Source organism: Synechococcus sp. RSCCF101 (genome assembly GCF_008807075.1).
Classification (GTDB): domain Bacteria; phylum Cyanobacteriota; class Cyanobacteriia; order PCC-6307; family Cyanobiaceae; genus RSCCF101.
This window is the reverse complement of sequence record NZ_CP035632.1, coordinates 2163633-2176403: the sequence shown is the minus strand read 5'-3', so window position 1 is coordinate 2176403 and position 12771 is coordinate 2163633. Positions and strand designations below refer to the sequence as shown.

General features: G+C 70.1%; 11 protein-coding genes. 8 read left to right on the top strand and 3 right to left on the bottom strand.

What is annotated here, in order from left to right:
- Positions 1-9 precede the first annotated feature (9 nt).
- On the top strand, positions 10-3138 hold the full coding sequence (locus tag EVJ50_RS15400; RefSeq protein WP_370455489.1) for a chloride channel protein: 3129 nt from the start codon (positions 10-12) through the stop codon (positions 3136-3138).
- Here the strand turns inward: EVJ50_RS15400 and EVJ50_RS10610 are convergent.
- Both EVJ50_RS10610 and purU read right to left on the bottom strand, forming a co-directional pair.
- A complete protein-coding gene (locus EVJ50_RS10610; RefSeq protein ID WP_150883918.1) occupies positions 3105-4373 on the bottom strand; it encodes an O-antigen ligase in 1269 nt (422 codons plus the stop codon). The genes EVJ50_RS15400 and EVJ50_RS10610 overlap by 34 nt on opposite strands.
- Positions 4373-5227 carry a formyltetrahydrofolate deformylase gene (gene purU, locus EVJ50_RS10605; RefSeq protein WP_150883917.1) on the bottom strand — a complete coding sequence of 285 codons (855 nt, stop codon included), beginning with the start codon at positions 5225-5227 and terminating at the stop codon, positions 4373-4375. Before purU ends, EVJ50_RS10610 begins: the two co-directional genes overlap by 1 nt.
- Positions 5228-5338: 111 nt before the next feature.
- On the opposite strand from purU, the gene psbQ reads away from it, so the two are divergent.
- The 3 genes from psbQ to pstS all read left to right on the top strand — a co-directional run bounded on the left by psbQ (position 5339) and on the right by pstS (position 8193).
- Positions 5339-5905 carry a photosystem II protein PsbQ gene (gene psbQ / locus EVJ50_RS10600; RefSeq protein WP_150883916.1) on the top strand — a complete coding sequence of 189 codons (567 nt, stop codon included), beginning with the start codon at positions 5339-5341 and terminating at the stop codon, positions 5903-5905.
- Positions 5906-5960: 55 nt separating this feature from the next.
- The gene (locus EVJ50_RS10595; RefSeq protein WP_191964745.1) at positions 5961-7067 is read left to right on the top strand and encodes an FAD-dependent oxidoreductase; all 1107 of its coding nucleotides are present in this window, start codon (positions 5961-5963) and stop codon (positions 7065-7067) included.
- Between the two features lie 100 nt (positions 7068-7167).
- Positions 7168-8193 (top strand): phosphate ABC transporter substrate-binding protein PstS, encoded by a 1026-nt coding sequence (gene pstS, locus EVJ50_RS10590; protein WP_150883914.1) that lies wholly within the window; start codon positions 7168-7170, stop codon positions 8191-8193.
- Between the two features lie 134 nt (positions 8194-8327).
- Here pstS and dnaK read toward each other — a convergent pair whose 3' ends face one another.
- Complete coding sequence (dnaK, locus tag EVJ50_RS10585; protein WP_150883913.1) at positions 8328-10244, bottom strand: molecular chaperone DnaK; 1917 nt, start codon at positions 10242-10244, stop codon at positions 8328-8330.
- A gap of 119 nt (positions 10245-10363) precedes the next feature.
- On the opposite strand from dnaK, the gene EVJ50_RS10580 reads away from it, so the two are divergent.
- The 4 genes from EVJ50_RS10580 to EVJ50_RS10565 all read left to right on the top strand — a co-directional run bounded on the left by EVJ50_RS10580 (position 10364) and on the right by EVJ50_RS10565 (position 12762).
- On the top strand, positions 10364-11233 hold the full coding sequence (locus tag EVJ50_RS10580) for a shikimate dehydrogenase (protein WP_150883912.1): 870 nt from the start codon (positions 10364-10366) through the stop codon (positions 11231-11233).
- A 56-nt stretch (positions 11234-11289) separates the two neighbouring features.
- On the top strand, positions 11290-11757 hold the full coding sequence (locus EVJ50_RS10575; RefSeq protein WP_150883911.1) for a Tic20 family protein: 468 nt from the start codon (positions 11290-11292) through the stop codon (positions 11755-11757).
- Positions 11758-11895: 138 nt separating this feature from the next.
- A complete protein-coding gene (gene rpsF, locus EVJ50_RS10570) occupies positions 11896-12240 on the top strand; it encodes a 30S ribosomal protein S6 (RefSeq protein ID WP_150883910.1) in 345 nt (114 codons plus the stop codon).
- A gap of 60 nt (positions 12241-12300) precedes the next feature.
- A complete protein-coding gene (locus EVJ50_RS10565; protein ID WP_150883909.1) occupies positions 12301-12762 on the top strand; it encodes a hypothetical protein in 462 nt (153 codons plus the stop codon).
- Positions 12763-12771 lie beyond the last annotated feature (9 nt).

The following is a 12771-nucleotide window of genomic DNA, read 5'->3' as shown; positions in this document are numbered from 1 at the left end:
GGGAGGCGGATGGTCGGCCTGAGCCAGAGCGGAACGCCCCAGTGGCAGCGGGCCTCGGCCCGCAGCATCCGCAGCCTGCTCGAGCAGCGCTGGTTCAGCGTCGTTCTGGCCCTGATGCTCACCGGGCTCGGGGCCGCCTTCACGGCCCTGTTGTTCCGCTTCGGGGTGGGATGGCTGGGCACCTGGCGCCTGCGCCTGCTGCAGGACGCCCCGCCCTGGCTGGTGCTGCCGGCTGTCGGCGCCCTCGGGGGACTGATCTCAGGCCAGCTGGTGCAGCGGCTGGCCCCCGCCGCCTCGGGCTCGGGCGTCACGCAGGTGATGAACTTCCTCCGGCACCGGGCGGTGCCCATGGGGCTGCGGGTGGGGGTGGTGAAGCTGATGGCCGGCATCGTGGCCATCGGCAGCGGCTTTCCCCTGGGGCCGGAAGGCCCGGCGGTGCAGATGGGAGCCTCGGTGGCCTGGAGCATGGCCCGGGTCCTGAAAGCTCCGGTGGCCTTCCGGCGCGTGATCGTGGCCGCGGGCGGCGGCGCCGGGATCGCCGCGGCCTTCAGCGCCCCGATCGGCGGCTTCGTCTATGCCATCGAGGAGCTGCTGCACTCCGCTCGCCCGGTGGTGCTGCTGCTGGTGCTGGTCACCACCTTCGCGGCCGACACCTGGGCCGATGTGCTCGGACTGTCCGGTCTCGGACCCCATGCCGGCGGCCTGCAGGCCGGTGTGGGCTTTCAGCTGGAGCGCGAATACTCCCCCCTGGTGCAGTTCCTGCCGGTAGACCTGCTGTACCTGATCGCCCTCGGTCCGGTGGTCGGCGTGCTGGCCGAGCTCTACTGCCGCTACGTGCTGCGGATGCAGCGCTGGGGTCACCAGTGGTTCGGGAACCGGCTCGTGCTGCGGATGGTGCTGAGCGGCGCGGTGCTGGGGGCCGTCTACGGCCTGCTTCCCTCCGACTTCCACAACCAGGCGGCCCTGCAGCACGACGTGGCCACGGGGCACGTGGGCATCGGCATGGCCCTGGCGATCTTCGTGCTGCTGTTCTTCAGCACCGGCATGGCCGCGGGGTCGGGCGCACCGGGTGGTCTGTTCGCGCCGATGCTCACCCTGGGCGGATCGATCGGTCTGGCCTGCGGCGGCTGGGTGGAGGCGGCCACCGGCCACGTGCCCACCACCTATGTGTTCGCGGGGATGGGCGCCTTCGTGGCGGGCTGCTCGCGCACGCCGATCACAGCGATGTTCCTGGCCTTCGGCCTCACCAAGGACCTGCTGATCCTCAAGCCGATCCTGGTGAGCTGCCTCGGCAGCTTCCTGGTGGCACGGCTGTTCGACGGCCGCTCCATCTACGAACGCCAGATGGAGCTGGAGCTGGAATTCGCACCGGCCCGCAGCCAGGCCCCACCCGTGATCCAGACCGGTGGCCGCTCCCCCGCCGGCCGGGCAGGCGGGGGAGAGAATCCACGCGAGTGGGAGCATCTCCTGCGCCGGCCCCAGACCCTCCCCCGCCAGCGGACCCTGAATCAAGAAACCCTCCTGTTTGACCCGGTCCCACCGGACCCCGGCGCCCTCACGGCCCTGCTCGCCTTTCCCAGCACCTACTCGGTCGGGATCACGAGCCTCGGCTTTCAGGTGGTGTGGGCGGCCCTGGCCGGGCGGCGGGATGTGGATGTGCGGCGGGTGTTCACCGACCGGAGCGAGCCGCTGCCGCGCCGCTGCGATCTCTTCGGTCTCTCCCTGAGCTGGGAGCTGGACGGCCCGGTGCTGCTGGATCTGCTCGAGCGCCAACGGATCCCCATCTGGGCCTGCGAACGCGGTGACGACGATCCACTGGTGTTCGGCGGCGGGCCCGTGCTCACGGCCAACCCGGAACCGCTGGCCCCCTTCTTCGATGCCGTGCTACTGGGCGACGGCGAGGAGCTGCTGCCCGAGTTCATCGACGCCGTTCAGGCCGGCCGGGGCCGGCCGCGGGCGGAGCGGCTGCGGACCCTGGCCCGCGTCCCGGGCGTCTACGTGCCGGGCCTCTACACACCCCGCTACGGCCGTGACTGCAGCCTCGAAAACGTGATGCCGGTGGAACCGGAGCTGCCCGCCAGCCTCTCCAAGCGCACCTGGCGCGGCGAACGGCTGAGCCGCTCGATGGTGATCACGCCGGAGGCCGCCTGGCCGGCCATCCACATGGTCGAGGTGGTCCGCAGCTGCCCCGAACTCTGCCGCTTCTGCCTGGCCAGCTACCTCACCCTGCCGTTCCGCACTCCAGCGGTGGAGGGGAGCCTGATTCCGGCGGTGGAAGCAGGCCTGGGAGCCACCCGTCGCCTGGGACTGCTGGGGGCATCGGTGACCCAGCATCCGGGCTTCGCCGAGCTGATGGACTGGCTCGACCAGGAGCGCTTCGAGGATGTGCGCGTCAGCCTGAGCTCGGTGCGGGCGGCCACGGTGACGACCGAGCTGAGCCGGATCCTGGCCCGCCGCGGCAGCCGCTCCCTCACGATCGCGGTCGAGAGCGGCAGCGAGCGGATGCGTGAGCTGATCAACAAGAAGCTCTCGCACGAGCAGATCCAGGCGGCGGCACGCCATGCCCTGGAGGGGGGTCTCAGCGCCCTCAAGCTCTACGGGATGGTCGGCCTGCCGACGGAGGAGGAGGACGACGTGGAGGCCACCGCGGATCTGATGCTGCAGCTGCGGGCCGCCAACCCCGGCCTGAGACTGACCCTGGGGGTGAGCAGTTTCGTGCCCAAGGCCCAGACCCCATTCCAGTGGCACGGCCTCCGGCCCGAGGCCGAGAAACGGCTGAAACGACTGGGCAAGCGGCTCCGGCCCAAAGGCATCACCCTGCGTCCGGAAAGCTACGGCTGGAGCGCGGTGCAGGCCCTGCTCAGCCGCGGCGACCGGCGGCTCGCCCCGGTGATCGCCGCCGTGCGGGGCAACAGCACCAGCCAGGGGGGCTGGAAACGGGCCCACGCCGCCGTGCGCGCCGGCGAGGCTCCCCCGGCACCGGGTTCACCGCCCCTGCCGCCGCCGCCGGCCTGGTCGGAGGTGGTGCACGGCTGCTGGGACCAGGAGCAGGTGCTCCCCTGGCAGCACCTGCGGGGCGGTGTGGCTCCGGCGGTGCTGGTCCGTCAGGGGGCTCCGGCCCTCGTCTCCGCCGGCTGACGCCCGCGCAGGCCCGCCAGCAGGATCCAGCCGGCGATGTTGAGGCGGCTGTCGTAGAGGGGGATGTCGGTGGCGTGCAGGCTGAGCAGCACCAGCGCCGCGGCCCACCAGGCGCGTTCGAACAGGGCCCCGCCCGCCATGCCCCGACGGGCGGAACGCCCCAGCAGGCCAACCACCATCCCCACCAGCAGCAGCGCGGCGGGAACACCGAAGCTCACCGCCATCTCGATCGGCAGGTTGTGGGGGTGGCCGTGCCACTGGCCGGTCCGCGCCGGGTAGAGCACCGTGAAGGCCGCCGCACCCCAGCCCAGCCAGGGCCGCTCCCCGATCAGGCCCAGTGCCACACCCCACTGACCGAGGCGGGTGGAGGCGGGAACCCGCTCCGCTGCGTGCTTGGCATCGCTGAGGCGCCCCCAGATGCCCTCCGGCACCAGCGCCCGGGCCGCCTCCTGCCAGCCGCTCGGCACCCCCGGCAGCACGGCCACCAGCACCGGCAGCAGCGCGAGCAGCAGCACCGGCAGCAGCCAGAGCCAGCTGGCGGGGCCGGCCACCAGGGGAAGGGCCAGCAGCAGAGCCCCCCAGGCGTTGCGCGAGTCGGTGAGCAGCAGGGCCGCCACGAGCCCGGCCGCGATCAGCAGCACAGTGAGTCGCCGCCCGCGGGACAGACCGCGCTGCAGCAGCGCCGCCAGGGCCAGGGGCCAGACCAGGGCCAGCCACGAGCCGGCGATGTTGGCGTAGTCGAACAGGCCGGACAGGCGGCCCTCGGGTTCGCCGCCCGGACTCATGTGCCAGATGATCAGCCCGCCCAGCAGTTGCCAGGGGCCTCTCCAGCCGGCCCACATCTGGCCCAGCCCCGTGAGGATCACCGGAACGGTGCCGGCCACCAGCCAGAGGGCCGCCCGTCGCCGAGCCGGCGGCGCGGCCACATAGGGCTGAAATCCCCAGAAGCCCCAGAAGAAGGGGAGCCAGTTCGCCAGGCCGGCCCAGGCCAGATCGGCTCGATCGGCCCGGAGGGTGCCCAGCAGCATCAGGGTCGCCACCACCAACAGCACCCGGTTGCAGGAATCGCGCCACCAGGGGCTGCGGCCGCGGCAGCCCAGCACCAGCGCCACCACGAACAGGGCACTGGCCAGCAGGGCGCTGGAGGGCAGCAGCAGCAGCCCGATCTGAAAGCAGCGCCAGCCCAGGGGGGAGGCTCCCGTCGGCAGGCCACTGGCGAGAGCCGGGAGCCGCATCAGTCGAACACGGCCGTGCGCCCGCGGTACTCCATCACCTGGCGACGCAGATGCAGCCGCACTGCCCGCGCCAGGGCCAGTCGCTCGGTGTCACGGCCCTTGCGGATCAGATCCTCCACTTCGTCGCGGTGGCTCACGTGCACGGTGGTCTGCTCGATGATCGGGCCGTCATCCAGGTCCTCGGTGACATAGTGGGCGGTGGCCCCGATCAGCTTCACCCCCCGCTCCCAGGCCCGGTGATAGGGCTGGGCGCCCTTGAAGGCCGGCAGGAAGGAGTGGTGGATGTTGATCACCTCCCCGAAGCGGCCGAGAAAATCGGCCGAGAGGATCTGCATGTACTTGGCCAGCACCACCAGGTCGATGCGCTCCGCGGCCAGCAGCTCCAGCTGCTGCTGTTCCACCTCAGCCCGGCTGCCCTGGCTCACGGGCAGGTGCACGAAGCGGCTCCCGAAGGCCTCGGCCTCCTGCCGCAGATCGGGGTGATTCGAGACCACCAGCGGCACCTCCATCGGCAGCTCACCGCTGCGGGTGCGCCAGAGCAGATCGAGCAGGCAGTGGCTCTGCTTGCTCACAAAGATGGCCGTCCGGCTGAGGGCATCGGAGAAGTGCAGGGAGGAGCGGCCCTGCAGGCGCTGGGCCAGGGCCTCCGTCGCCGGTGCGATCGCCTCCCGCGGCAGGCCGAAGCCGTCGAGATCCCACTCCAGGCGGCTCAGGAACAGACCCGCATCGGCATCGGTGTGGTGGTCGGCGTGGCGGATGTTGCCTCCATTGGCCGCCACCCAGCCCGAGAGCTCGCTCACCAGCCCGGGGCGATCGGGACAGATCAGCTGCAGGATGGCCGTGGGCACGCTCATCGCGGCGACGTCCGGGCGGGTGGCCTGGGCATTGTGCCGAGACGGCCGCTCGAGGCCCGCCGGCCCGGGCGCGGCAGGTACAGTCCAGCCTCGTCTTTGCGCTGTCCCCCGATGGCCCCCACCCTGCGTCGCCTGCTCAAGGCCTGCCTCAGCCTGGCCCTGGCGGTGTCCCTGGTGGCCTGCTCCGGCGCCCAGTCCGCCCAGCCCGGCATCCCACCCGAGGACATGGCGGTGATCACCCGTCAGGCAGAGGGCTATCTGGCCTCGATGGAGCGTCTGCCTGAGCTGGCGGCGCTGGTCTCCCAGCGCAACTGGATCTTCGCGCGCAACCTGATCCACGGCCCGATGCAGGAGGTGGGCCGGGAGATGCTTTACATCAACCAGCGCCTGCTGCCGGGCGATCGGGCCGAGGCCAACTCCCGCGCCGCCGCCCTGAAGCGCTCCATGGCCGAGCTGGATGAAGCGGCACGCCTGCAGGAGCCGATGCGCATGGATCGGGCCTACTCCGGCGTGGCCGCCGGGTTCGCCAGCTACGCCGAGGTGATTCCGGCCCAGGCCATCGCCAGCATCCAGGCCGCTGCCGATGAGGCCGCCGCCCGGGCCGCCGCGGACAGCACCACTGAGGCGAGCGACGAGGGCGACGACGCCATGGAAGCCATGGGCCTGCCGGCCGCCTGATCCGGCCTGCCCGCCGCTCCTCATCCGGAGCGGCCGAACCCTTCATCGGCCGGAGATGGCCCCTGAGGTGATCGTGGTCGGCGCCGGTGTCGTCGGCAGCGCCGTGGCCTGGCAGCTCAGCCGCCAGGGGTGCGCCGTGACCCTGATGGACCCCGAGCTGGCGGAGACGACCGGACCCACTCAGGCGCCCCCCGCACCCAGTGCCTGGGGCTCTCCCGCCGCCCTCGGTGTGCTGATGGGTCAGGTGTACCGGCGCCGCAGTGGCCGCGGCCTGCGGCTGCGCCAGGAGGCCATGGCGCTGTGGCCTCGATGGATCGCGGAGCTGCGGCAGGCCGGCCATCGGCTGCCCGCCCGCTCCGGCCTGCTGCTGCTGGCGGCCGATGCCGACGAGGAGGGGCGCCTCAGGGCCTTCGCGGACGCCCATGGCGCTGAACGCGACCTGCGCTGGCTCGAGCCCGGTGATCTCCGGCTACTGGAGCCGCACCCGCCGCGTCAGGCCCTGGGCGGTCTGCACTCCGCCACCGACGGCCAGATCGACCCGCTGCCGCTGCTGCAGGCCCTGCGCAGCGAGGTGGCTCGCCTGGGCGGACGTCTGCTGCCGGATCGGGTCAGGGCCCTGGAGCGCTGCCAGCGGGGCTGGCGGGTGCAGCGGCAACAGGGGGAGCCGCTGGAGGGCCGCTGGCTGGTGCTGTGTGTCGCCACAGGGCTGAACGCCCTGCTGGCGCCGCTCAATCACCCGATCCCGGTGGCGCCGGTCCTGGGCCAGGCCCTGGAGCTGGAGCTGACCGATCCCCTGCCGGACGGCGATCTGTGGAGGCGCTGGCCCGGGGCGATGGTCTGGCGCGGCCTCAACCTGGTGCCCCGGCCGGGCAGACGACTCTGGGTCGGTGCCACGGTGGAGCCGGGCCGGCGAGCCGGCAGCACTCCGCTCAACCGGCTGCGGGAGCTGGAGGGAGACCCGCCGGACTGGCTGCGGCGCTCACGGCTGTGCCATCGCTGGGAGGGGATCCGGCCGCGGCCGGCCGGCCGGCCGGCGCCGGTGCTCGAGCAGCCGGAGCCGGGACTGATCGTGGCCACCGCCCATCACCGCAACGGGGTGCTGCTGGCACCGGCCAGCGCGGCCTGGGTGAGCCGTCAGATCGGGCTGTTAACGCACCCTTAAACCTGTGCTCACCTGGCATCTCTACCGTTCAGGCGCCGGAATGCGGTCGCCGCCAGCTGCGGCGTGCGCGTCGCCCGGCCCACCATCCAACCTCTCACGCATGTCTGTCTTCCGTCGCCGAACGCTTCGGTCGCTCGCCGCCACCCTCGGTCTGGCCGGAACCCTCACGTTGGCTGCCTGCGGCGGTGCGGGTGACGATGCCGCCGGCGGCGGCAGCGAGGGCCCCACCGGCTCCCTCAACGCCGCCGGAGCCTCCTTCCCTGCCGCGATCTATCAGCGCTGGTTCCAGCAGCTCGCCGAGAAGGGCGTCAATGTGAACTACCAATCGGTCGGCTCCGGCGCCGGCGTGCGGCAGTTCCAGGCTGAAACGGTTGACTTCGCTGCCTCCGACGCCCCGATGAAGGAGGACGCCATCGCCGAGGTGAGCCGCGGCGTGCTGCAGATCCCGATGACCGCCGGCGCCATCGCCGTGGCCTACAACTTCGAGGGATGCGAGCTGGCCCTGAACCAGGAGCAGCTGGCCGGCATCTTCCTCGGCTCGATCACCAACTTCAGCGAGGTGGGCTGCGACGACAAGCCGATCCGCGTGGTGCACCGCTCCGACGGCTCCGGCACCACCTTCAACTTCACCAAGCACCTGGCGGCCATCAGCCCCGAGTGGGACGGTGGCCCCGGAGCGGACAAATCCATCAGCTGGCCGGTCGGTGTCGGCGCCAAGGGCAATGAAGGCGTCTCGGCCCAGCTGAAGCAGATCGATGGCGGCATCGGCTACGTGGAGGTGGCCTACGTCAAGGACGGCCTGCAGGCGGCCGCGCTGGAGAACGCCTCCGGCGAATCCGTCATGCCGACCAACGAAACCGAGAGCCTGGCGCTGGCCTCCATCGACCTCGGACCCGACCTGATCGGCGGCAACCCCAATCCCGACCAGGGCTATCCGATCGTGACCTTCACCTGGATCCTGGCCTACGAGACCGGCAACGGCGACAAGACTCCCCTGCTGAAGGAGACCTTCGATTTCATGCTCTCCGAGGAGGCCCAGGCCCAGGCCCCCGAGCTCGGCTACGTGACTCTGCCGCCGGAAGTGGTGGCGAAGTCGAAGGAGCAGGTGGCACGCATCAGCGAGTGACCTGCTGAAACGGCCCGGGGCCCCTGAGGCCCCAAAGCGAAGGCCCGCCTCACGGCGGGCCTTGTTGATGGATCGATTCCAGTACCGGCAGCGGATGGGTGATCCGTCGATCACCCGTCAGGACATGCCAGGCATCACTTGCTCTCGGTGAACTCAGCGTCGATCACGTCGTCGCTCGAGGCCGAGGAGGCGCTGCCGGCGGCCGAGGAGCCGTTGCCGGCACTGGCAGCGGCCGCCGCCTCCGCGTCACCGGCCTGCTGGTACACCGAGGCACCCAGGGCGTAGAGCTCCTGCTGCAGTTCCTCCAGCAGGGGCTTCATGGCATCGAAGTCCTCCTTCTCGGTGGCCTCCTTGAGTTTGGTGCGCTTCTCCTCCACCTTGGCCTTGGCGTCATCGCTGACCTTGTCACCAAGATCGGCGACCTGCTTCTCGGCCTGGTACACGAGCGTTTCGGCCTGATTCTTGAGGTCGATGCGCTCCCGCTTCTCCTTGTCGGCGGCGGCGTTGGTCTCGGCATCCTTGACCATCTTCTCCACCTCGTTCTCGGAGAGGGTGGAGGCACCGGTGATCGAGATGCTCTGCTCCTTGCCGCTTCCCTTGTCCTTGGCGGTGACGCTGAGGATGCCGTTAGCGTCGATGTCGAAGGTCACCTCGATCTGGGGCACACCGCGGGGTGCCGGGGGAATGCCATCGAGGCGGAAGGTGCCGAGGCTCTTGTTGTCGGAGGCCATCTCGCGCTCGCCCTGGAGCACATGGATCTCCACGTTGGTCTGACCGTCCACGGCGGTGGAGTAGGTCTCGGCCTTCTTGGTGGGGATCGTGGTGTTGCGGGGGATCATCTTGGTCATCACACCGCCCAGGGTCTCCACGCCGAGAGACAGGGGGGTGACGTCGAGCAGGAGGATGTCCTTGACCTCACCGGCCAGCACACCGCCCTGGATGGCGGCGCCCACGGCCACCACCTCGTCGGGATTCACCGTCTGGTTGGGATCCTTGCCGGTGATGCGCTTGACCAGCTCCTGAACAGCGGGGATGCGGGTGGAACCGCCCACCATCACCACTTCATCGATCTCGGACTTCGAGAGCTTGGCGTCCTTGAGGGCCTGCTCCACCGGCACGGCGCAGCGGTCGATCAGCTTCGAGCAGAGCTCCTCGAACTTGGCCCGGGTCAGGGTGAGATCGAGGTGCTTGGGACCCTCGGGTGTGGCGGTGATGAAGGGGAGATTGATCTCGCTCTGGGTGGCACTGGAGAGTTCGATCTTGGCCTTTTCCGCCGCTTCGGTGAGACGCTGCAGGGCCTGCTTGTCCTGACGAAGATCGATCCCCTCGTTCGACTTGAAGGTGGCGGCGAGGTGATCGACGATCACCTTGTCGAAGTCATCACCACCCAGGTGGGTGTCACCCGAGGTGGAGAGCACCTCGAACACACCATCACCGACTTCCAGCACCGAGACATCGAACGTGCCGCCGCCGAGGTCGAACACGAGAATGCGCTCGTTGCTCTTCTTGTCGAGGCCGTAGGCCAGCGCAGCCGCCGTGGGCTCGTTGATGATGCGCAGCACCTCGAGACCGGCGATGCGGCCGGCGTCCTTGGTGGCCTGACGCTGGGAATCGTTGAAATAAGCCGGGACCGTGATCACCGCCTGGCTGACGGTTTCACCGAGATACTTGCCGGCGTCCTCCGCCAGCTTGCGCAGCACCTGGGCCGAGATCTCCTCGGGGGAGAACTGCTTGCTGAGCACCGGGCAACGCAGCTTGAGGCTGGAGCCGGACTGCTCCACGCCGTAGCTGACTTCGGTGGATTCCTCATTCACCTCGTCCACCCGCCGGCCGATGAAGCGCTTGACGGAATAGAACGTGTTCTCGGGGTTCATCACCGCCTGGCGCTTGGCGATCTGCCCCACCAGCTGGTCCTGGTTCTTGGTGTAGGCCACAACGGACGGGGTCGTGCGGAAACCCTCGGCGTTGGCGATGACGGTGGGCTTGCCACCCTCCATCACCGAGACGCAGCTGTTGGTCGTGCCCAGGTCGATTCCGACAACCTTGCCCATGGGCGTTCACCTCCTCTGATGTTGAATCAATCTGGGTTTCATCTTCATCACCGAGGTCCGTTGCGGGCGAGGTGAGGTTCCCGAACCCTGCTCCCGTGCGGCCAGACGCCACCCGACCCATGCCCGTCATCTCCTCGGCCACAGCCCTGGTGGGGGTGCTGGGGGATCCGATCCGGCACTCCCTCTCCCCCCTGATGCACAACGCGGCCCTCGCCGCCATGGGCCTGGACTGGGTCTACCTGGCCCTGCCGGTCAGACACTCCGATCTGGCCCGGGCCCTCCAGGGCCTGGAAGCGATCGACTGCCGCGGCCTCAACGTGACCCTGCCGCACAAGCCCGAGGCCCATCGCCTCGCCCGCCGGCACTCGACGCTCAGCAGCCGTCTCGGTGCCGCCAACACCCTGCTGAGGCTGCCGGAGGGGGGCTGGCGCAGTGAGAACACCGACGTGGAGGGCTTCATGGCACCGCTCAGCGAGGCGGGTGGCGACTGGCGGGGGCAGGCCGCCGTCGTGCTGGGCTGCGGTGGCAGCGCCCGGGCAGTGGTGGCGGGCCTGCACACCCTGGGCTGCGATCCGATCGTGGTGGTGGGGCGTCGGGCGGAGGCCCTGGCGGCCTTCGTGAGCGACTGCAGCGGCTGGTGTCCCGCTCTGCGCTCCCATCCGCGGGATCAACCCCTGCAGCCGCTGCTGGAGCAGAGCCGCCTGGTGGTGAACACCACGCCCGCCGGCATGGGTGGTCAGGCCGGGCCGGACTGCCCGCTGGACGACGGCGAACTGGACGCGTTGGCCGTCGACGTGACGGTCTACGACCTCATCTACACCCCCCGGCCGACCCGTCTGCTGCACCAGGCCCGGGCCAGGGGCTGCCGCACCCTGGATGGACTGGAGATGCTCGTGCAGCAGGGCGCCGCATCCCTGCGGCTCTGGACGGGCGCCGACTCCGTGCCCGTGGAGACGATGCGCCGGGCGGCGCTGGCGGCCCTCGCCTGAGCCATCGCCACCGGCCGCTGCCCCTAGGGTCGCTGAAGACGGCAGGGCTGTGAGCCATGGGCAATCCACCGATCTGGCAGCGGCTGGTGGCGCTGCTGGCCTATCTGCTGCCCTGGAGCGACGGGGTGGGCTTCGGCCGCTACCTGTTCAACCTCGTGCCGGCGCTGCAGTGGAGCACCCTGCCGGCCCTGCCGATCCTGATGGTGGAGCGAGCGATTCCCTTCGGCGGGTTTCTGCTCTTCCTGGTGCTGTTCCTGGTGGTGGTGCGCAACCCGCGCATTCCCTATTTCATCCGCTTCAACGTGCTGCAGGCGATCCTGATCGACATCGTGCTCGTGCTGCTGGGGCTCGTGTTCCAGGTGGTGCTGGTGCCCCTGCAGGCGGACTTCGCCACCCGGACCCTGAGCAACACCATCTTTCTTGGAACGGTGGTGGTGGTGCTCTTCGCCGCGATCGAGTGCGCGCGCGGCCGCGAGGCCGACATCCCCACCCTCTCCTCCGCTGTGCGGATGCAGCTGTTCTGAAGCCCATGGGCCGGTGTCCGGCTGGCGGGGGGCCTGGCGATAGGGTGGTTGATCCGCCGCTTGCCGGCGCAGGGCACCGGCCAAGCACCGGAGCCTGCAGCCCGTGAGCCATCAGTCCCTGACGGAGTCACCCCAGTCATGAGCCAGCCGTACTACGAGACCCTCTACATCCTCCGGCCCGACATCCCCGAAGATGAGGTGGAGGGACATCTGACCAAGTACCGCGATGTGCTGGTTGAGGCCGGTGCCGAGGTGCTCGACAACCAGATGCGGGGCAAGCGCCGTCTGGCCTATTCCATCGCCAAGCACCGCGAAGGCATCTACGTGCAGCTGAGCCACAACGGCGACGGCCAGCAGGTGGCCGCCCTGGAGAAGGTGATGCGCCTCAGCGAGGACGTGATCCGCTATCTGACCGTCAAGCAGGACGGCCCGCTGCCCGTGACCCGTCCGCCCGTGGGTGTGCCCAGCAGCGCTGCCAGCTGAGCAGATCGGTCGCCTCGTTGCGACTTGTGAGACCGGTTCGAGGGCGATACCCTGCCGCCCATGGACGAGTCCACAGCGTCACTGCATCGGCAGCGGCTTCACCGCCTTGAACTGGGTGAGCCGCCGTCGCCACCGGAACCGCCGCCGCGGTCCCTGCAACGGATTGCCGAGCTGGAGGGCGAATGCCTGCGCCTGCGCCGGGAGCTGGAAGCCTCCCAGTCGCGGCTGCTGGAGATGGAATCCCTGCTCTCGGATCTGCCGGGCATCTTCGAGCGCAAGTTCCAGCAGCGGCTTCAGCCGTTGCTCCAGCAGCAACGCCTGATCGCCGCTCAGCAACAGCAGGAGCGCCCGCTGCTCACCCCCGCTGCAGCGGTGAGCCTCGAGCAGCCTGTCTTGAGGCCCCGCACACGCGAGCGCAGCGCAGAGCGGACCCCCCAGCTGCAGCGGCTGCGGGAGCGGCTCTGGGGATGGAACCGCCGCCACGAGTTCGACGACGAGGACGACTCCTTCGAGGTGGCCTGAGGGACGGGT